The following is a 17,784-nucleotide window of genomic DNA, read 5'->3' as shown; positions in this document are numbered from 1 at the left end:
AAGACGCACGAAGACGTGGTGCCGGTTCACCTTCGGCACGCAAACGGCTGAGCGCCGTGAACCGTCGGCGGCACAGGTCGCTCGGGGAGACGCCGCCGTGCTCAGGGAGTGCGGATCTTCCTGAGGCTCGTCCGCGCCAACCGGGTGATCCGGTGCCTGGCCCCCAGAATCCGCTCGCAGTCCGCCAGAGTCCGTTCGTACAGCTCGACGGCCTGCCTGGTCCGCCCGGTCGTCTGGTAGGAGTTCGCGAGGTTCAGGCGGGAGACCAGGGTGTCGAGGTGGTCGGGGCCGAAGCCCTGTTCGCAACCGGCCACCGCTCGTTCGTACAGTTCGACGGCTTCCGGCCGTTCGTTCGTCTGGTAGGCGTGCGCGAGGTTCTGGCGGGCGTTGTTGGTGGCGAGATGGTCGGTGCCGAGGGCACGTTCGCAGGCGATCAACGCCTGTTCGCACATGCCGACGTCCCCTTCGATCTTTCCGGTCACCCGGTAGAGGTTGATGAGGCTGTTGCGCACGGTCAGGGTGACGAGATGGTCGGAACCCAGCACGCGTTCACAGTCGGGCAGCAGGTTCTCGCCCACGCGAACGGCCGGTTTCGCCTTCCTCATCAGGATGAAGGACCGCATGATGTCCGCACGGCCGGTCAGGGTTTCGGGATGGTCGGGGCCCAGAGTCGCCACCTGTCGGCGCTCCGCCTGTACGTAGTGGTTCAAGGCCAGTCTCATCCATCGCAACGCCTCATAGGCGCTCGCGAGGCCACGGCAGGTGGCCAGGGTGTCGGGGTGATCGAAGCCCAGTGTCTTCCTTCGCCGGGTCAGCGTCCGCTTGTAGAGGGTGACGGCCTCTCGCATTCTCCCCGTCAGCTGGTAGGCCTGGGCGAGGCCGTGGCGGCTGGACAGGGTGATGGGGTGGTCGGTGCCGAAGGCCTGCTCGCAGCCGACCGTCATCTGTTCGCACAGGGCGACGGTCTTGTCCGCCTCGCCTTTCGCCCAGTAGGCGTCCACGAGGTCGCGACGGATGCCCAGGGTGGCGGGGTGGTCGGTGCCGAAGGCCCGTTCGCAGCCGGCCAGTGCCTTTTCGTTGGTGGCGAGGGCCTTCTCCGCCTCACCCGCCGCCTGGTACGCCTCGGCGAGGTTCTTGAGGCTGGTCACGGTGGTGAAGTGGTCGGTGCCGAGGGCCCGTTCGCAGTCGGCCACCAGCCGTTCGTGCAGGGCGATGGCCTTGTGCGTCTCACCCGCCGTTCGGTACGCCTCGGCGAGGTTGTGGCGGCTGGCCAGGGTGTCGGGATGGTCGGCGCCGAGGACCCGCCCCCGATCGGCCACCACCTGTTCGGACAGAGCGATGTTCTTGTCCGTCTCGCCCGCCGCCCAGTAGGCGGTCGCGAGGTTGTGGCGGCTGGCCAGGGCGTCGGGGTGGTCGGCGCCGAGGACCCGCTCCCGATCGGCCACCACCTGTTCGTAGAGGGTGACGGCTTTGTCCGCCTGTCCCGCCGTTCGGTGGGCCTCGGCGAGGTCGTGACGGCAGGTCAGGGTGTCCGGATGGTCGGGCCCCAGGGTGCGTTCGAGGTCGGCCAGCGCTCGCCGACACAGCGCGACGGACGACCGTGTCCCGTTCATAACCACTCGACGGTCACGTCACGGGTGGCCCGTGCCACCGCCGCCGACAAAGGTCCTTCACGCCATGAACCATGCTGAATCGTCATGGCTCCATTTTGGAGGTGGAAATCGTTTGCCGTGGGCGGTGAGATCGAAAATCTCGTGAACGTTCGCACGCCCCCGTGTTTCGCCACATGAGTGAGGGCGCCAAGAACGGAGGGCCTGGAGGTCCGCTCTTTTTCAATATCTCTATTTCATGCTTACTGTCGCCCGTATTAAGCTCCGGCCGCCGCCGGGCCATTTCCCGATTTCCATGGAAAGGCCGAGACGGCGGTCTCGGACGGCCGGACTCCCGGGACCGTGCGCCTACGCCGCCTGACCGCGCGAAAGCGGTGACCCCGCCCAGATCCAGGCGCCCTGCCCGGATGCTCCCTCTGCCGGGACCGGCGCCCGCTGTCTCCGCGCCGGACCAGCCGAGCAGGCCGCCGTCGTTGACCAGATGAGCCGGGTCGCGACGGCGGCCTGCCGTTGGCGCTGAGAACGAGCACCAGGCTGTTGTCCTCGCTCGGCGGCGGCTTCGACGGAGAGCGATGCGTGTTCCTTATGCGCGACCTTGTCGTCTCAGAGCCGTGAGGTCATCCGGTCGGAGCCGGTGGAGGGTCGCCGGTGGTCAGGGCTGTGGCGTGTGGTCGCGGGTCACTGCAGGCCCGTGTGGAGGGCGGTGGCCAGTTCGCCGTCGGAGGTGTCGCCGCTGGCCTCCCAGAAGAAGGCGCCGCCGAGTGACTTCTGCTTGATGTAGATGGTTTTGCCGTCGATGCTCTCGGGGGCGTCGTAGCTCCACCAGTTGGGGCTGCAGTAGGCATAGATGGTGCCCGCGATGCTGCCGCCGCCGCTGTTCGGGTTGCCGCTGAAGAAGGGGCAGGCGGTTTTGAGGACCTTGTAGTCCTCGACGCCCGTGTTGGTGGTCGTGTCCCAGGTGCCCCTGGCCGGGCCGGTGGCCGTACCGCCGGGGGCCTTCTGGGTGACGCCGGTCCACCCACGGCCGTAGAAGGGGATGCCCAGCAGGAGTTTTCCCGCGGGAACGTGGAGGGACAGCAGTTTGTCGATGGCCGCGCTGCCGTTGAAGTCCTTCCTGGGGATACCGGGGTAGTTGTACAGCGGGGCGTGAGGAGCGGTGGGGCCGTGGCCGGACGTGCTGTCGAAGGGGCCGAAGTAGTCGTAGGTCATGACGTTGTACCAGTCGACGTACTGCGCGGCGTCCGCGTAGCCCGCGGTCTCGATTTTTCCGCCGGCGGTTCCGTCGCCGCTGATGGCGGCGGTGACCAGACGGCTCTGGCCGAATTTGGCGCGCAGCGCCGACATCAGGTTCTTGTAGTCGGCGGGATTGTCGGGGTACTCCCAGTCGATGTCGATACCGTCGAAGACGCCGGCCCAGCGGGAGTCCTGAAGGAGGTTGTAGCAGGATTCGGCGAAGGCCTGCGCGTGCTTCGCGGCGTCGGAGAAGCCGCCGGACCCGGACCAGCCGCCGAAGGAGTAGAGGATCTTGAGGCCGGGATGCTTCGCCTTGAGCTTGCGCAGCTGGTTGAAGTTGCCGTACAGCGGCCCCGTGTCGGCCACGCCGTCGACGCTGTGCGCGGCGTCGTACTGCTTCTGGTAGGCGGCGTAATCATCGCCGACGGCGCACTTGCCGCCGACCACCTCGCCGAAGGCGTAGTTGATGTGGGTCAGCTTGGCCGCCGTGCCACTCGTGTCGAGGTTCTTGGCGTGGTAGTCACGGGCGTAGACACCCCACTCGATGAAGTAGCCGATGAGTTTCCTGCCGGCGGCCTTCGTCTCGGTGTCGGCATGTGCCGACGAGGTTGTGGAGGAGGCGTTGACGGGCAGGACGGGGGTGCTCAGGGTCAGGGCGAGGGCCGCCGCGGCGGCCAGACGTATCGGGAAGGCAAAACGCACGGGATCTCTCCTTGGCATGACGACTCCCCCGGAAAAGAGGGGGTCCGAGTCAGGCTCAATGCATGGGAGGACGTCGACCGGAGACCTCTCCTCCGATGCCGTTCGGCGGATCACCCGAGGAGGGCCGTTCCCGGTGGACTGTTCGTTGGGTGCTCTCACATCACGAGGGCACGTGGAAGGGGCCGTCGTCGCCGTCCGTGAACAGCGGAGGGCGCTCTTCCTCGCGGCCCGGTCGCGTGACCGAGCCGCCTGGTGAAGCGGGGGTCAGCTGATGGTGAAGTATCCGGCGAAGGGGGCTTCGGTCAGCCCGTTGGGGGTGGGGCAGCCGACCACACCTCTGGACAGGTCGGTGGTGAACCTGCCGCTGAAGTGCCGGCCGGCGAACTCGCCGTCGGTGACGGTTCCGGACACCGTCACGTTGTTCAGCACGCTGTTCTCGATGGTGATGACGGCGGTGCTCGTGAAGGTGCCGCCGTTGGTTCTCCAGGTGATCTGGGCGGGGCCCGAACCGTTGATCTTCTGATTGATCACACAGTTGAGCGTCACATGGGAGAAGTCGGCCACGAGGGTGGCCGCGGTGATTCCCCTACTGCTGTAGTCGGCGCAGGGGCGTTGGACGCCCCTGAAGGAGACGTCGTGAGGCTCGGGGAAGAGGTGGAGGCCGGGTTGGAAGGTGGTCGCTCCCGCGGTACCGCAGGACACCGCGACGGCTCGGGCGTCCGCGGGCGTGACCGTCAGGGCCAGGGCGGCGGCCAGGCCGCCGAGCACGGTCACGGCGGCTGTCCGTCGCCGGGCGGAGAAGAAGGGGGCTGGCATCGGATGTGCTCTCCTTTCTGAGGTGAGCAGCGACATGTCTCATGGCCGCTCACGAAGAAGTAACCGGCGGTGACTCTAGGTATATGTTCGATTACTTTCGGTGTCTGTGAAGGTTAGGGTTCCGTGACCGGCCCCGGCGGCCGCCGCGAGGTCGTGAACGGGCACGGACGCGCCGTCCGCCTCGGCGAGGCCCACCACGGGAGCGTCGTGCGCCACGTCGAACCCGGTGCCGAAGCCGTCGTCGGAACGGCCGGAATCCGGGGCGGGCGCGCGTTCGACATCGAACACTCATCGTGACTTAATGACTGCGCTCAGTGTTTCCCCTGTTTCGCGAAGAGGAGATCCATGCGTCTGCACTCTGCCGTGGCTGCCGCCGCCGGCGCCCTCATGCTGGTTCTGGCGGTTCCCGGCTCCGCGTCGGCCGCCGTGGGCCAGTTCCGTTACTCCTACAAGACCGCCGACGGGTACGACGCCGTCGGCTTCATCAACAACCCCGAGAGCAGGAAGTGCATCGACATCCAGGGGGCGGGCTCTGACGGCACGTCGGCCTCCTACGCGCCGAAGAACCTGACCGACTCGACGGCCACGGTCTTCCTTGAGGCCGGCTGTACGGGGGACGCCTTCTACAGCCTGCGCCCCGGCGCGGGTGCTTCGGAGCGCCTGCTGGTGCGCTCCGTCGTCTTCTCCTGAAACGTGGATTCGGGCGCCGTGCTCCGCGTCGGCGGAGCACGGCGCCGCACCCCCCGCATGAGAGCTCTCGGCCGGGCACCGTCCGAGGCGATTGGTGGTGCCGAGGCGGAATGTCCGGCCGGTCTGCCTCGCCAGGCATGGTGTGCCTGTCCGGGGCTTGCTCAGTGGCGAGCGACGCGGCCTTGGTAGACGTAGTCGCCGCGGAACTGACTGAAGTGCGCGGACGTCACGTGACGGTGGTCTTCGGGGCGGCAGTCAGGGTGGGACAGGCCACCGGTGGGGCCCGTTCGCGGCCAGGTGAAGGAGATCTCGGCCGGAACCGTGTGGAAGGACCATTCCATGGTGTTGGTCGTATGCGGCAGGATTCTGACCGTCACCCAGGTGTCCCTCAGCGTGGCCTCCACCCTGGCCGTGCCCCTGTACTCCCCGGTCTCCACGACGAAGCGGTGGACGACGCCGGAGTAGGTCGCGGAGGTGGTGAACCAGTCGGACGGACGCGAGCCGCAGGGATCGACGTGATCGGCGACCGGTGCGAGGCGGGTGAGGGTGGGGGTCCCGTTGACGGGACCGTCGGCCAGGGCGGTGATGGTGAGTACGACGGCCAGCAGGGTGAGTCTCATGGGTTCGGCTCCCTTGGGAGCGCCGTAGAAAGGGTGTGCGACTTCCCGGCGGTGTCCAGGGGGACCGCCGACCGCTGCCCAAGCAACTGACTCTCGTGAGGGACGAACCTCACGCTCTTGAACTTGAGCAGATCCGCGGCCGTGTGCGGGTAGAGAGTGTGCCAGATCTGGCCCCGGCATTCGGAGCCCATGTACAGAAGGGCGTAGCGGTCGGTGTGGTTCTGCGTGTAGCCGTCGGCGTCCCCCACGGTGTAGCACTGGTGGTCCTGCGGGTTGGCCAGTTCCCACGGAACCCTGCCCGGATGGGTGTAGTAGAAGAAGATGCCTACGGCGGCGCGGGCGGGACCGATCTGGAGCATGACGCTCAGCGCCGCCGCCACGGACAGCGCCGCGACGCGGGTTCCCCGCCGCCAGGTCTCAGCGGACAAAGCGCACGCTCTCGATGATGTGGCTGTACGCGTGGCGGCTGCCGGAGTGCAGGGTGGAGTACACAGGCCCCTCGCAGTGAGGCTCGGTGTAGATCAGGGCGTCGCGGTTGGTGTCGTTCTGGGTGAGGCCGCGGGCCTGGCCAAGGTCGTAGCACTGCTCGTCCACCGGGCTGTTGAGTGTCACTTCGTGCTCGTCGGGCTGCACGTGGTAGATGAAGGGCCCGGTGGCGGCGTGGGCGGGAAGGCCTTGCAGCGTGACGGCCAAGGCCGCGGCTGTGACGGCGAGAAGAGCGGGTCGGGTTCGCACGGTGCTCCTCGGGGGGCGTTCCGGTGTGTTGTCCGGGGGCAGGAGGAGCGGGGGATCGCCTGTCGGCGGTCCCCCGCTTGTGACAGGTGTGGACGGCCGGTCAGCGCACGAACTTGACGCTCCTGAACTCGGCGTGGTCGGAGAAGGCGCCGGCGTGGATCGTCTCGCTGATGTCCCCGCGGCATGAGGTGCCCACGTACAGGACGGCGTCGCGGTTGGTGTGGTTGGTCGCCCCGCCCCCCGCGTTGCCCACGTCGTAACACTGCTCGTCCTGCGGGTTGTGCAGCACTTCGGGAATGTTGCCGGGCTGGACGTGATAGCTGAAGTCGCCGGTCGCGGCGAAGGCGGGGGCGCTCATAGCGAGTGCGGCGGTGGCGGCGAGGCCGCCAAGGAGGACGGACATGGGACGACGCATGGGCTTTCTCCTTGTCTTGAACGGGTGAGATAAGTCGATCGGCCGGGAAGGCTCCGCCTGTCCTGTCTCCTGCGGAAGGCCGAACTTCCTGTGTGGAGACGGAAACTTCTTGCGGGCGACGAGAACCGATCCCGGACGTGCAGGAGGCGGGCCATTCGGCGATGGCCAGCTCGCGTACGCGTTGTGTCTATTCGATTACTTAACGTTATGAGCGATGAGGTGCCTACTCTCGATGGAGTAACAGCGACATCACTCACTCGCGCCCGTCCGGTCGGACCGTTCCTGGGTTTTCAGGCGCGGGCGGGGGTGTGGTCGGTGCGGAACGTCCGCGTCCGGGGCGTCTCGGGCGGCGGCGGAGGCGTTGCGATATACCCCTAGGGGGTATATCGTCTGTGACGGCAAAGGAAGTACGAAAGACCTGGAGTTCCCATGGCCGAGCAGCACCACGACCACAGCCGGCACGGCATGTCCGGGCAGGCGGGGCACGAGCACGCGGGCCACCACGACCAGCACCAGCACGCGCACGCCGGTCACGGCAAGGTCACCTGGCGGATGGCGGCTTCGGCGACCCTGCACTGCCTGACCGGGTGCGCCATCGGCGAGGTGCTCGGGCTGGTGATCGCCACCGCGCTGGGCTGGCACACGCTCCCGTCCATCGTGCTGGCCGTCGTGCTGGCCTTCTTCTTCGGCTACCTGCTCACCCTCATCCCGCTTCGCCGGGCCGGGGTGGGCTGGAAGGAGGCGATCACACTGGCTCTGGCGGCCGACACGGTGTCGATCATCGTGATGGAGATCGTGGACAACGGCGTGATGCTCGTCATCCCCGGCGCCATGGACGCCGGGCTTACCACGGGGCTGTTCTGGGGCGCGCTGGCGGTCGCCCTGCTGGTGGCGTTCCTGGTGACCACACCGATCAACAAGTGGATCATCGGCAAGGGGCGGGGACACGCGGTCGTCCACGCCTACCACCACTGACGGGTCCGTCGACGGCCACGGGTTCGCGTGACCCCGGACCACCGCACGGGCCAGGACGAAGGAGCCAGATCAGGTCGGCCCGCCACGCTCCCCGGCGGGAAGGGCGTGACTCGGCCTCACGGCGTCACCGGACGCGGCCCCGGCTGTGCCCGAGGAGCCAGGGTCGTCGCCCTGATGGACGGCAAGCCGGGGCACCTCACGAGTGGTGGGCCCCGTGGGCCGTCGCGACAAGGTGGGACGGCCCGCGCGTCAGCCGTACCGGTGGGCCGTGGTCGGCGCGTTCGTGGTGAAACCCCTTGTCATCAACCACACGGCGAAGACAAGGTTCTGCAGGCCCAGCGGCGCGTTCATGGTCAGGTAGAGCGGCGTGGCCACGTCCGTCAGGCGAAGCAGTACCAAGAAGCTCGCCGACATGGCCGCTCCGATTCCCAGGAATCCCCATCCGGACAGCCACCGGGGGACGGATCTCGACCGCCACAGAACGCGGAACAGCAGGAGATCCCCGAGGCTCAGCGCGATGATCAACGCGACGTGATTGACCAGGTCGCGTGCCGTTCGCAGCAGCTCGCCCAAGACCTCAAGGCGGGACGCGTCCGAAGCGCCGGCTTCGGCGAACTCATGGCCCAGCACGAGGAACAAGGGCAGGATGATCACGCCGATGAAGTGGAATGTCGCCGCGATCAGCCTGAACCCGAGGAAACCCAGGCTGAGCGCTTCGTTCTCCGCCCTCAACGCCGGGTAAACGCACAGCGCGAATCCGACATAGGCGGGGATCATGATGGACTGGGCGACCGCGCCGACGATGACCTGGCTCTCGTGCGCGGAAACGAGAGCGAGAGGGCGTGGCTCCTCAAGAGCGGGAACGATGCTCAGCACACCGGCGATCATGCTGACGATGACCAATGTGCCCGCGACCGCGGCTGCCCGCCTGTTCGTACGCATGATGGTTGTCCTGTGGTCGCCGTGATGGCGGAGTGGTCGGCGCCGGATCGGCGGGGTTCGGGCTCCCTGACGCGCAAGACTGACGCGCAAGACTGACGCGCAAGACTGACGCGTAAGGCGAGGACTGCCGGGGTGGCGGCCGGGATCAGCCTGTGAGCAGGTCCATGCGGAGGAACTCGGTGATGCGGAGCGGCTTCGGTGGGCGTGCCACCTCATCGGGGAGGGCCCGGAACGCCTCGTCCTTCCCGACAAGGCGTGGGGCGGTGAGTTCCACCTCTCTCCCGTCGACCCGGAGTCGCGCGCCTCCGGCCGCCAGGACGTTCCGCACCCAGTCGGAGCGCGATCCGTACACCAGGACGAACAGGTAACCGCCGTCGACGGGATGCGCGTCCATCGGCGTGCGGTACGTGGCACCGGAAACGCGGCCGACGTGAATCAGCACCGGCCATCTGCCGCCGGCTATCGCGCGGGGATTGAACACCCTCTTGTTCACGTGTCCCCACCACCTCGGCATCGGCATTGAGACCTCCTTCTCGCCCCGGTGGGCGCGTCACAGGTCTGAACCCTGGCTGACGCGAACCCGAAGAGCCTTACGGTGGTAAGGCTGCTTACGGGTGTAAGGTTGGCTTACGCTCGTAAGGCTGTCAACCCGTCCGGACCCCGGAGCCGTCGTGCCACCATCGCAACCGCTCAACAGAGACCTCGTGCTGGAGGCCGCGATCCGGGTCGCGGATCGCGGCGGCGTGGAGGCGATCACGATGCGCCGGGTGGCGCAGGAACTGGGCGTGGAGGCGATGTCGCTCTACCATCACGTGCCGAACAAGGACGCGATCCTCGACGGCGTGGTCGACATGGTGTTCGCGGCGATCGAACTACCCGGTGCCGAAAGCGACGACTGGCGTGACGCGATCCGTACGCGTGCCCTCTCCGCACGCGTGATCCTGTCCCGGCACAGCTGGGCCCTCGGCCTCATGGACTCCCGTCGCGATCCGGGACCGGCGACGCTGCGTCACCACGACGCCGTCCTGGGCGTCCTCCGGGAGGCGGGGTTCACGCTGCCGATGGCCGCGCACGCCGTCTCGCTCATCGACAGCTACGTCTCCGGATTCGTCCTACAGGAGGCGAATCTGCCGGTGAGGACGCCGGACGATGTCGAGGAAGTGGCAGGCGGCATCCTCCGGCGTCTGCCGGCGGAGGAGCTGCCGTATCTCACCGAGATGATCCGTGACCACGCCCTGCAGCCGGGCTACGACTACACCGGCGAGTTCGGCTACGGCCTGGACCTGATCCTGGACGCGCTCGAAGCTCGCCGCAGGGGCCTCCGCCCGGGTTCGTGTGACAGCCCCTGAGGCCAGGGCGCCGCGGTCAGCAGGAGATGGTCACCGGATCGGAGACCGCCACGTTGTAGCCGCCGTTGCCGCTTCCCGAGACCGGTCCCAGGCTCATGACCAGCTTGGTGGCGTACCTCCCGCTGACGCACTTCGCGACGACGGTCTGCGTGATGATCCGGCTGGACCCTTCGATGATTCCGACGGTGTCCGGCTCCGTGGACTGCGAATCGTCCTGCACCTCGAACCAGAGCCATCCCCAGCCGCTGTACTCGGTTCCCTCCGGGCACGTGAGGGTTCCGGTTATGGACATGGTCTCGCCGTTCGACACGGGCTCGGTGAGGTCGACCACGCACTCCGGGACGCTGTTCTCGATCATCGTCGTGCCGGCGTTGGCCGCGCCGCCCGGCACTGCCACGGTCAGTACGGCGGCGAAAACCGCTGAAACCGCGACGGATTTTCTGAAATCTCTCATCGTCTCCTCCGTTTCCGAAGAAAGGGCCTTCATATACCGTCGTATTCGTCAACCAGGTTTTCCCTGAACCTATTTTTCCTGCTTATCTTTGGGATGTCATTGACGGCCTCTGTAGAAGCCGTTGCCAGTTCCTGCACGAACTCGTGCTGTTCGGAGAGAACGCCGGTCCATACGCGGGCGGCGGTCTCCAGGAGGACGGCGGACGGACGGCGGGGCCCGGGCCAGACGACCGAAGGCAGAGAGCCCCGTCACCAGGGGAAGGGGGCGGCGAAAAGGGGATCCAGCCTGACCTGTGCGACAAAGTCTGGATACGCGATCTCCCGCGATCCGGAATCCCTGCTGACGAAGGAAGAGAATGGCAGCAGTCCTCCGCGGTGGGTCGTGAACCGGGTGTTCCGCTCCGGAAGATGAAAGGGATCTTCTCTCCAAGGGCTGGCGGAAGCCGTACCGTATGCCGAGCTCATCCTGGTCGGCATGCGGTACGGCTTCCGCCCGCGGAGGGGGTCCCGCGACGCGCCGTCCCCGCCGACCCTCGTGACCAGCCGCTTCATGAGCTCCTGGCGCCGCTCCGCGATACCTGACGGGCCTCCCACAGGGGCCGAATCAGACGTTCCCGTACACGCACAGGCGACTCCCTCCGAGATCCGGCCGCGGCTACGCGTCGCGCGTCCGTAGGAGCAGCCCACCGCCCAGGAGCGCCGCGGTGGCCCATGCGGCGAGCACGCTCAGGCCGGCCCATGGGCTGAGGGGAAGGGCGGCGAGGTCGGTGGTGGCCTGGACGGCCAGCCCGGCGTTCATCGGGGAGATCCGCCAGAGAAGCCGCTGCCGGTCATCGTCGGCGATCATGAGGATGACGGCGGGGAAGAGGTAGAGCAGGCCGAGCACGACCCCGACGGCGGCGGCGGAGTCGCGTACGGCGGTGGCGACCCCCAGGCTGAACAGGGCGATCAGCACCAGGTAGAGGACCGAGCCGACGGCGGCGCGCGGCATGGGACCGCTGGTGAGGAGGAGCGTTTCCGCGGGGAAGCCGTTGTCGAGCAGGATGCGCCGCGTGGCCAGCGCGGAGGCGAGCACGGCGACGCTTCCGACGATCAGGGTCAACCCGGCCAGGGTGATCGCCTTGGCGGCCAGGACGCCGGTCCGGCGCGGCATGGCGGTCAAGGTGAGGTGGATCATGTTGGTGCCGTATTCGCCGGAGATCGCCGAGACCGCCAGGACGGCGACGACCGCCTGACTCACCTGGACCCCGAAGAGGCTGATCCTGGCGGGGTCGTAGCCGCAGCCTTGCGAGGCACAGGACACGACGGCGGAGGCCGCGACGCTGACGGCGACGGTCAGCACCACGATCGTGAGCAGTAGCCGGCCGGTGCCGGCCAGGGTACGGAGTTTCGTCCACTCCGCGTGCAGGTGCTCTCTCATGCGACACCAGGAGAGGTTCCGAGGGGATGTCTCATGCGTCCCTCCTGCGGAGCCGGAGGACGGCCAAACCGAGGGCGAGCGCGGCATAGCCGGCCGACACGGCCAGACCGGCCCATGGCGGCAGCGGGTAGAACCCGGCGATGGGCGCGTAGTGGCCGAGCACATGCGCGTACTGCGGGATGCTCTGCCGCGTGGCGAAGCCGGCCGCCGGGGTGAGGCGCAGCAGCCATTGCGCGGCGCTGTCGGGCAGGACCGAGGTGGTTGCGAGGACGTGCGGGACCACGATCAGCGCGGTGGCGGTGATGACCGCCGCCACGCCGCGCCGCAGCAGTGTGCCGAGGGCGAGGGAGAGCACGGCGGCGAGCGCGAACAGCGCCGCCATGCCGACCACGATGCGCACCTGGGTGAGCAGGGGCACCGGGAGGACGGCGTTGCCGTTGCCGCGCAGAATCCGCTCACCGGCCGTGAACGTGATCGCGGTGGCGGGCAGGGCGGCGGCGAAGGTGACCAGGCCGAGCACCAGCGCCTTGGCCGTCAGCGTCCGGCCACGGCGCGGTCCGGCCAGCAGGGTGACGCGGATCAGACCGTGCCGGTACTCGGCGGTGACGAACATGACCGCCACCACGATCACGAGGATCAGGCCGGTCAGCGCGCTGCCGAGCGGACGTTCGGGGGTCGGGCCCTCGATGGTCGGCGCGATGTCGCCGACACCGGTGACGGAGAAGGTGCCGCCGGACCGGCTGGCACGGCCCGGATGATGCTCGGTCCCGTCTGGTGCGACGGTGACGCCGATGTCGTCGTCGCGCCACGCGCCGGACGTGTTGCCCTGGAGCTCGACCTGGTCGAACTCGCCGGTGGCTTCGGTGAAGCGGGCCGCCGCGACGGACCCGCCGAGATCTCCCCGCGTGACGGTGAGGTCGCCGGGGGAGGTGGCGAACAGTCCGATTTGGACGGTCCGCGGTAGTCCGGTCAGGGTCGCGGTGCCGATCCGGGTCCAGTCCGTGCCGTCGGCGGATTCGTATCCGGTGAGGGTGTCGCCGGAGCGGGTCAGCCGGAGCCAGCGCGGCGATTGCCGGGAGACGCCGCCCGCCCGCCCGGCCACGTCGTGGGTGAAGTTGTGCTGCATCCGCACCCCGTGCGCGCCGGTCATCATCACCGCCGCGTAGGCGGAGCCCTGCCCGGTGCTCTCCTTGATCATGACTCCGGCCTTCGCCCACGGCACGAGGCCGGGGACCACGTTGCGCTGCCCCGGGGTGACATCGGGCTTACGGATCTGGCCGGTCATGGAGGTGAGGCGGACAGTGATGCCGCCATCCGCGGTCAGCGGCCGGTGCACGAAGTAGAACTTGTCGTCCACCGCCTCGCCGCCCGGACCCACCGGAGGTGGGGGACAGGCGACCTCGACCGGACCGGAGCCGCACGAGGCGTGGTCTCCGGACGCGGACAGCAGCCCGAGCAGCACGGTGACCAGCGCCGCGGCGATCACGGTGACCACCCAGCCGCGCACCGTCCTGAACTTGGTCCACTCGGCGCGCAGCAGCCGCCCGAAGTCCCCGCCTCCGGCCTGCGGTTCTGAGTGATGCGAGGAGTGGTGTGAAACGGCGCTCATCGTGCCGCTCTCCGGTATTCGACCGCATCGGCGGTGAGGTCCATGTAGGCCTGCTCCAGCGTCACCCGGTGCGTCGCCACCTCGGAGAACGGCACCCCGCCGGCGTTGAGCACCGCCACGACGCGCTCCGACGGCAGCCCTGAGACGACGACGGCGTCGTGACCGGTCACGGCCGTCGTGGCGCCGGCGTGACCCAGTACGGCCATCGCCTCCGAGCGCGCCGCCGTACGCAATGTGACCCGGCCGCGGGAGGCGGTCGTGATGAGGTCGGCCACGCTGGTATCGGCGATGACGCGGCCTTTGCCCACCACCACGAGGCGGTCGGCGGTGTCCTCAAGCTCGCTCATCAGATGGCTGGACACCAGCACGGCCCGCCCCTGACCGGCCAGCGACCGCAGGAGGCCGCGCATCCACACGATGCCCTCGGGATCCAGGCCGTTGACCGGCTCGTCCAGCATGAGCACCGGCGGGTCCCCGAGCATCGCGGCCGCGATACCGAGCCGCTGCCGCATGCCCAGCGAGAAGCCGCCCGCCTTGCGACGGGCGGCGGACCGCATCCCGACCTGGTGGAGCACCTCGTCGACCCGACGGCCGTCCAGTCCCTGGGAGTGGGCCAGCCACAGCAGGTGGTCGCGCGCGGTACGGCTCGGCTGAAGCGCGCCGGCGTCGAGCAACGCGCCGACGTGGGTGAGCGGGTTGGTCAGGCTGGTGTACGGCCGTCCGCCGATCAGCGCGTGACCCTCGTCGGCCGCGTCCAAGCCGAGGATCACCCGCATCGTGGTGCTCTTGCCCGCCCCGTTGGGGCCGACGAACCCGGTGACCTGGCCGGGCGGCACGGTGAACGACATGCCGTCCAGCGCCAGGGTCGGGCCGAACCGTTTGCGCAGCCCGCTGACTTCGATGCTTGCTTGCATGCGATCGGTTGTACGGACCCGGTCCTAACACGGGCCGAACAGAGGCTGTCACATCGCTGTTAGGCCCGGCACGGCATCCTGGACCCCATGCGAAAGTGGCTACGACCGGCGCGTACCGTACGGCTGCGCTTCACCGTCCTGTACGGTGCCATGTTCCTGCTGTCCGCCGTCGGGCTGCTGGCCATCACCAATCTCGTGGGCCTCGGAGGGACGCGGGTCAGCCGATCCGCACCTGCCGGGACCCCGCCGGTCGAGCCCACCACGCTCGCCGCCGCCACCGACCGCATCGCCTGGCTCCAGGATCAGCTTTCCGGCATCCACTCGGCTCAGTCACGCCGGCTCCTGATCGGCTCGGCGCTGGCACTCGCGGTCATGGCCGTGGTGTCGGTCGTCCTGGGCCGGGTCATCGCGGGCCGGGTGCTGCGCCCGCTGCGGATGATCACCGCGGCCACCCGCCGGATCTCCGCTGACAACCTGCACGAGCGGCTGGCCGCGCAGGGACCGGCCGACGAAGTCAAGGATCTCGCCGACACCATCGACGAGCTGCTGGAACGGCTGGAGAGCTCGTTCGCCGCGCAACGCCGGTTCGTCGCCAACGCCTCTCACGAACTCCGCACTCCGCTGGCCACCATGCGCGCGTCCCTGGACGTGGTCCTGGCCAAGCCGGAGCCCGTACCTCCGCAGACCGCCGCGCTGGCCGATCGGCTCCTCACCGAGCTCGACCAGGTCGACCGGCTACTTGAGGATTTCCTCACGCTCGCCCGCGCCCAGCACGGCGCCCTGGCCGACCGCACGGCGCTCTCGCTCCGCCGTCTGGCGACCGTCGCCGTGGCCGCCCGGGCCGCCGACATCGCCACCAACCAGCTCACCGTCCACTCCGTGGGCGCCGTGGACGACAGCGTGTGGACGCGGGGAAACAGGACGCTCCTCACCCGAATGATCGACAACGTCATCGACAACGCCATCGCCCACAACCACGAAGGCGGCTGGATCCGCCTGGACACCACCGCCAACGGCACAACAGCCCAGCTCGTCGTCGAGACCGGCGGACGCGTTCTCGACCAGGAGCAGGTCGACCGACTGGCGCGGCCGTTCCAGCGGCTCGGCGCCGACCGCACCCACCCCGGCAACGGCTCCGGGCTCGGCCTTTCGATCGTCGCGGCCATCGCCGTCGCACACGGCGGCACCCTCGACCTGCGGGCCCGGTCAGGAGGCGGCCTTCGCGTCGCCATCTCGCTGCCCCTGGCGGCCGTGCCTGCGGAGGTCGCGGCATGAGGGTGCTCGTGGTGGAGGACGCCCGCTCCCTCGCCGCCGTCCTCGTCGAAGGTCTGAGCGATCAGGGCATGGCCGTGGACGTGGCCCACGACGGCCTGGAGGCCGCCGCCAAGCTGGACCTCAACGCCTACGACGTGGTCGTCCTCGACCGCGACCTGCCAGGCATCCACGGTGACACCCTCTGCCAGATGATCACCGAACGCGACGACCGCGTCATGGTCCTGATGCTGACCGCCGCCGGCTCACCCGTCGACCGAGTCACCGGCCTAAGCCTGGGAGCCGACGACTACCTGGCCAAGCCCTTCCACTTCCTCGAACTGGTGCTGCGCATCCGCTCCCTGGCCCGCCGCCGGCCCACCGCCCGGCCCCGCACGCTGCGCGCGGCCGACATCGAGCTCGACCCGCTGCGCCGCACCGTCACCCGCGACGGCCGCCACCTGAATCTGTCGGTCAAGGAGTTCGCCCTGCTCGAAGCCCTCCTCGGCGCCGCTCCCGCGTTCCTCAGCGCCGAGGACCTGCTCGAACAGGTGTGGGACGAACACGCCAACCCCCTGACCAACACCGTCACGGTCACCATCGGCCGCCTTCGCCGAAAACTCGGCGAACCCCCGGTCATCACCACCATGCCCGGAGTGGGGTACCGGATCACGACCCACGGTCTCCGTGGAGATCCGTCACCTGATCCCCGGCCGGCGTGAGGGTCACCATCGACGACGACTTGGCCTGGTCGAGCCGGGCCACACCGAGATCACCGGCCATTACCAGAGGTGGCCGTTGTACGACGTCGCCCGCTCGCAGGCCCTGGTCGCCGCCGAGTGCGACATCGCCGTCCTGTCCGGCACGTCACCCGCGAGGTCGGCCGCCACAAGCTCGGGCTTCCGAAGCTGCGGCCAGGGGCAAAGTAGGGGCTGACCGGGCAGAACCCCCATTCTGGAGGATGGGCCCGGTCACGCTGCGGGACTGTCATCAGGGGCGACACGATCGCGTGTACCGGGTGACACGACCTTTGAACGACGCCCCAGGCAGACGGCAGGCATCCTCGTCCGAGGACGGGGTACCGCACACAGCTCACCGGTCGGGGCGGCGAAAGGGAGAACAAGGTGAGCTCCTCCAGGCAGGACCTGCAGGTTCAGGTGACCCATCACGGGCACTGCAGTGTGCTGCAGGTCGGCGGCCACCTGGACTTCATCACCGCTCCCACGCTCGCGGGCCACATCAAGGCGGCCTGGGAGCAGAGCTCGGGCCCGCGCCTGGTGCTGGAGCTGTCCCGGCTGACCTTCTACGACTCCACCGCGGCAGGTCTTCTGGCCTGGACACGTCAGCGTGTCGCGGACACCGCCACCGGCCGGTTGCTGCTGGTGGGCCTTCCTCATGGCCTGCGGCACCTGCTGGACCAGACCGGCCTGCTGCCGCGCTTCGAGCTGCGCGACAGCATCGGTCAGGCTGTCGCCGAGTTGCTCGTCTCGGCGTGACAGACGGCTCTGGGTGCTCGGCGCCGGTCTCAGGAAGAGATCGGCGCGGGGGCCCCGCGGGAGTCGGCTCGCTCCGGCGGAGCCGGGGCGTCGAAGGCGGCGAACAGCTCGACCAGTGCGCGGACCGGGGCGTGGGCCTCGGTGGGGTGACGGAAACCGCGTTCGAGGTTGAGGTGGTAGCGGTTGCGCCGGCCGACGCGCTCGATGGTGAGGTATCCGGCCTGGTGCAGGTCGGCGACGATTCCCTGGACCGCGCGTTCGGTGATCCCGATGCTCTGGGCGATGTCACGCAGCCGGCTTTCCGGGTGGCGTGCGATCTCCAGCAGCACGCGTGCGTGGTGGGTGAGGAAGGTCCAGGAGGAGCGATCGGCAGGCCTGTCCATGGCAACCATTGCGCTTTCTGTTCTCGGATGTGTCCGTCTCCCCGCGAGGGGATCTTCCACCAGCGGACACCGAATGGTCTTTCCGGAAATATACTTCGGCATTATGGTGGGAGTCAGGTAGTTCTCCCGCGTTGTCTGGACGCTGGATCGATGTTGGAGCACGCCATGCCC

The 17,784-nt window shown here is 68.6% G+C and carries 21 protein-coding genes; 7 read left to right on the top strand and 14 right to left on the bottom strand.

The window, feature by feature from the left end:
* Window positions 1-101: 101 nt before the first annotated feature.
* The 3 genes from ACFYY8_RS24835 to ACFYY8_RS24825 form a co-directional block, all read right to left on the bottom strand.
* Complete coding sequence (locus tag ACFYY8_RS24835; RefSeq protein ID WP_390044738.1) at window positions 102-1,613, bottom strand: tetratricopeptide repeat protein; 1,512 nt, start codon at window positions 1,611-1,613, stop codon at window positions 102-104.
* A 675-nt stretch (window positions 1,614-2,288) separates the two neighbouring features.
* Window positions 2,289-3,545, bottom strand: coding sequence for a glycoside hydrolase family 18 protein (locus ACFYY8_RS24830; protein WP_390044736.1), 1,257 nt, complete (start codon window positions 3,543-3,545; stop codon window positions 2,289-2,291).
* A gap of 264 nt (window positions 3,546-3,809) precedes the next feature.
* On the bottom strand, window positions 3,810-4,361 hold the full coding sequence (locus tag ACFYY8_RS24825) for a hypothetical protein (protein WP_390044734.1): 552 nt from the start codon (window positions 4,359-4,361) through the stop codon (window positions 3,810-3,812).
* 123 nt (window positions 4,362-4,484) lie between these two features.
* Here ACFYY8_RS24825 and ACFYY8_RS24820 point away from each other — a divergent pair, with 123 nt between their 5' ends.
* Both ACFYY8_RS24820 and ACFYY8_RS24815 read left to right on the top strand, forming a co-directional pair.
* Window positions 4,485-4,658, top strand: coding sequence for a hypothetical protein (locus ACFYY8_RS24820; protein ID WP_390044732.1), 174 nt, complete (start codon window positions 4,485-4,487; stop codon window positions 4,656-4,658).
* A gap of 48 nt (window positions 4,659-4,706) precedes the next feature.
* Window positions 4,707-5,051 (top strand): hypothetical protein, encoded by a 345-nt coding sequence (locus ACFYY8_RS24815; RefSeq protein WP_390044730.1) that lies wholly within the window; start codon window positions 4,707-4,709, stop codon window positions 5,049-5,051.
* 161 nt (window positions 5,052-5,212) lie between these two features.
* Here ACFYY8_RS24815 and ACFYY8_RS24810 read toward each other — a convergent pair whose 3' ends face one another.
* The 4 genes from ACFYY8_RS24810 to ACFYY8_RS24795 all read right to left on the bottom strand — a co-directional run bounded on the left by ACFYY8_RS24810 (window position 5,213) and on the right by ACFYY8_RS24795 (window position 6,821).
* Window positions 5,213-5,671, bottom strand: coding sequence for a hypothetical protein (locus tag ACFYY8_RS24810; RefSeq protein WP_390044728.1), 459 nt, complete (start codon window positions 5,669-5,671; stop codon window positions 5,213-5,215).
* Complete coding sequence (locus tag ACFYY8_RS24805) at window positions 5,668-6,099, bottom strand: hypothetical protein (RefSeq protein WP_390044725.1); 432 nt, start codon at window positions 6,097-6,099, stop codon at window positions 5,668-5,670. Before ACFYY8_RS24805 ends, ACFYY8_RS24810 begins: the two co-directional genes overlap by 4 nt.
* On the bottom strand, window positions 6,089-6,406 hold the full coding sequence (locus ACFYY8_RS24800) for a hypothetical protein (RefSeq protein WP_390044722.1): 318 nt from the start codon (window positions 6,404-6,406) through the stop codon (window positions 6,089-6,091). Before ACFYY8_RS24800 ends, ACFYY8_RS24805 begins: the two co-directional genes overlap by 11 nt.
* A 100-nt stretch (window positions 6,407-6,506) precedes the next feature.
* The gene (locus tag ACFYY8_RS24795; RefSeq protein WP_390044720.1) at window positions 6,507-6,821 is read right to left on the bottom strand and encodes a hypothetical protein; all 315 of its coding nucleotides are present in this window, start codon (window positions 6,819-6,821) and stop codon (window positions 6,507-6,509) included.
* Window positions 6,822-7,250: 429 nt separating this feature from the next.
* Here ACFYY8_RS24795 and ACFYY8_RS24790 point away from each other — a divergent pair, with 429 nt between their 5' ends.
* A complete protein-coding gene (locus tag ACFYY8_RS24790) occupies window positions 7,251-7,796 on the top strand; it encodes a DUF4396 domain-containing protein (protein ID WP_390044718.1) in 546 nt (181 codons plus the stop codon).
* A 249-nt stretch (window positions 7,797-8,045) separates the two neighbouring features.
* On the opposite strand, the gene ACFYY8_RS24785 is transcribed toward ACFYY8_RS24790, so the two are convergent.
* Complete coding sequence (locus ACFYY8_RS24785; protein WP_390044716.1) at window positions 8,046-8,738, bottom strand: DUF4386 domain-containing protein; 693 nt, start codon at window positions 8,736-8,738, stop codon at window positions 8,046-8,048.
* Between the two features lie 145 nt (window positions 8,739-8,883).
* A complete protein-coding gene (locus tag ACFYY8_RS24780; RefSeq protein WP_390044714.1) occupies window positions 8,884-9,231 on the bottom strand; it encodes a nitroreductase family deazaflavin-dependent oxidoreductase in 348 nt (115 codons plus the stop codon).
* 178 nt (window positions 9,232-9,409) lie between these two features.
* Here ACFYY8_RS24780 and ACFYY8_RS24775 point away from each other — a divergent pair, with 178 nt between their 5' ends.
* Window positions 9,410-10,087 (top strand): TetR/AcrR family transcriptional regulator, encoded by a 678-nt coding sequence (locus ACFYY8_RS24775; RefSeq protein ID WP_390044712.1) that lies wholly within the window; start codon window positions 9,410-9,412, stop codon window positions 10,085-10,087.
* Window positions 10,088-10,103: 16 nt separating this feature from the next.
* Here the strand turns inward: ACFYY8_RS24775 and ACFYY8_RS24770 are convergent, their stop codons facing one another.
* The 4 genes from ACFYY8_RS24770 to ACFYY8_RS24755 all read right to left on the bottom strand — a co-directional run bounded on the left by ACFYY8_RS24770 (window position 10,104) and on the right by ACFYY8_RS24755 (window position 14,483).
* Entirely contained in the window at window positions 10,104-10,541 is a 438-nt protein-coding gene (locus ACFYY8_RS24770; protein ID WP_390044710.1) for a hypothetical protein, read from the bottom strand.
* A gap of 654 nt (window positions 10,542-11,195) precedes the next feature.
* Window positions 11,196-11,960, bottom strand: a complete 765-nt coding sequence (locus ACFYY8_RS24765; protein ID WP_390044708.1) for an ABC transporter permease — start codon at window positions 11,958-11,960, stop codon at window positions 11,196-11,198.
* A 31-nt stretch (window positions 11,961-11,991) separates the two neighbouring features.
* A complete protein-coding gene (locus tag ACFYY8_RS24760; RefSeq protein WP_390044706.1) occupies window positions 11,992-13,569 on the bottom strand; it encodes a hypothetical protein in 1,578 nt (525 codons plus the stop codon).
* Window positions 13,566-14,483 (bottom strand): ABC transporter ATP-binding protein, encoded by a 918-nt coding sequence (locus ACFYY8_RS24755; RefSeq protein WP_390044704.1) that lies wholly within the window; start codon window positions 14,481-14,483, stop codon window positions 13,566-13,568. Before ACFYY8_RS24755 ends, ACFYY8_RS24760 begins: the two co-directional genes overlap by 4 nt.
* Before the next feature lie 87 nt (window positions 14,484-14,570).
* Here ACFYY8_RS24755 and ACFYY8_RS24750 point away from each other — a divergent pair, with 87 nt between their 5' ends.
* The 3 genes from ACFYY8_RS24750 to ACFYY8_RS24740 all read left to right on the top strand — a co-directional run bounded on the left by ACFYY8_RS24750 (window position 14,571) and on the right by ACFYY8_RS24740 (window position 17,230).
* Window positions 14,571-15,758: a sensor histidine kinase gene (locus ACFYY8_RS24750; protein WP_390044702.1), complete on the top strand. Its 1,188-nt coding sequence runs from the start codon at window positions 14,571-14,573 to the stop codon at window positions 15,756-15,758.
* Complete coding sequence (locus tag ACFYY8_RS24745; RefSeq protein WP_390044700.1) at window positions 15,755-16,456, top strand: response regulator transcription factor; 702 nt, start codon at window positions 15,755-15,757, stop codon at window positions 16,454-16,456. The genes ACFYY8_RS24750 and ACFYY8_RS24745 overlap by 4 nt, the downstream gene beginning before the upstream one ends.
* A gap of 402 nt (window positions 16,457-16,858) precedes the next feature.
* Window positions 16,859-17,230 (top strand): STAS domain-containing protein, encoded by a 372-nt coding sequence (locus ACFYY8_RS24740; protein WP_390044698.1) that lies wholly within the window; start codon window positions 16,859-16,861, stop codon window positions 17,228-17,230.
* Window positions 17,231-17,259: 29 nt separating this feature from the next.
* Here the strand turns inward: ACFYY8_RS24740 and ACFYY8_RS24735 are convergent, their stop codons facing one another.
* Entirely contained in the window at window positions 17,260-17,613 is a 354-nt protein-coding gene (locus ACFYY8_RS24735) for a helix-turn-helix transcriptional regulator (RefSeq protein ID WP_390044696.1), read from the bottom strand.
* Between the last annotated feature and the right edge of the window lie 171 nt (window positions 17,614-17,784).

Source organism: Streptosporangium sp. NPDC001559 (assembly GCF_042893955.1).
GTDB lineage: Bacteria > Actinomycetota > Actinomycetes > Streptosporangiales > Streptosporangiaceae > Streptosporangium.
This window is presented reverse-complemented; position numbering and strand designations above follow the sequence as displayed.

Excerpts from the sequence above, each read along its gene's own strand:
- ACFYY8_RS24835 (WP_390044738.1), bottom strand. The coding sequence starts at position 1,613 with ATGAACGGGACACGGTCGTCCGTCGCGCTGTGTCGGCGAGCGCTGGCC.
- ACFYY8_RS24825 (WP_390044734.1), bottom strand. The coding sequence starts at position 4,361 with ATGCCAGCCCCCTTCTTCTCCGCCCGGCGACGGACAGCCGCCGTGACC.
- ACFYY8_RS24815 (WP_390044730.1), top strand. The coding sequence starts at position 4,707 with ATGCGTCTGCACTCTGCCGTGGCTGCCGCCGCCGGCGCCCTCATGCTG.
- ACFYY8_RS24810 (WP_390044728.1), bottom strand. The coding sequence starts at position 5,671 with ATGAGACTCACCCTGCTGGCCGTCGTACTCACCATCACCGCCCTGGCC.
- ACFYY8_RS24795 (WP_390044720.1), bottom strand. The coding sequence starts at position 6,821 with ATGCGTCGTCCCATGTCCGTCCTCCTTGGCGGCCTCGCCGCCACCGCC.
- ACFYY8_RS24790 (WP_390044718.1), top strand. The coding sequence starts at position 7,251 with ATGGCCGAGCAGCACCACGACCACAGCCGGCACGGCATGTCCGGGCAG.
- ACFYY8_RS24785 (WP_390044716.1), bottom strand. The coding sequence starts at position 8,738 with ATGCGTACGAACAGGCGGGCAGCCGCGGTCGCGGGCACATTGGTCATC.
- ACFYY8_RS24770 (WP_390044710.1), bottom strand. The coding sequence starts at position 10,541 with ATGAGAGATTTCAGAAAATCCGTCGCGGTTTCAGCGGTTTTCGCCGCC.
- ACFYY8_RS24765 (WP_390044708.1), bottom strand. The coding sequence starts at position 11,960 with ATGAGAGAGCACCTGCACGCGGAGTGGACGAAACTCCGTACCCTGGCC.
- ACFYY8_RS24760 (WP_390044706.1), bottom strand. The coding sequence starts at position 13,569 with ATGAGCGCCGTTTCACACCACTCCTCGCATCACTCAGAACCGCAGGCC.
- ACFYY8_RS24755 (WP_390044704.1), bottom strand. The coding sequence starts at position 14,483 with ATGCAAGCAAGCATCGAAGTCAGCGGGCTGCGCAAACGGTTCGGCCCG.
- ACFYY8_RS24750 (WP_390044702.1), top strand. The coding sequence starts at position 14,571 with ATGCGAAAGTGGCTACGACCGGCGCGTACCGTACGGCTGCGCTTCACC.
- ACFYY8_RS24745 (WP_390044700.1), top strand. The coding sequence starts at position 15,755 with ATGAGGGTGCTCGTGGTGGAGGACGCCCGCTCCCTCGCCGCCGTCCTC.
- ACFYY8_RS24735 (WP_390044696.1), bottom strand. The coding sequence starts at position 17,613 with ATGGACAGGCCTGCCGATCGCTCCTCCTGGACCTTCCTCACCCACCAC.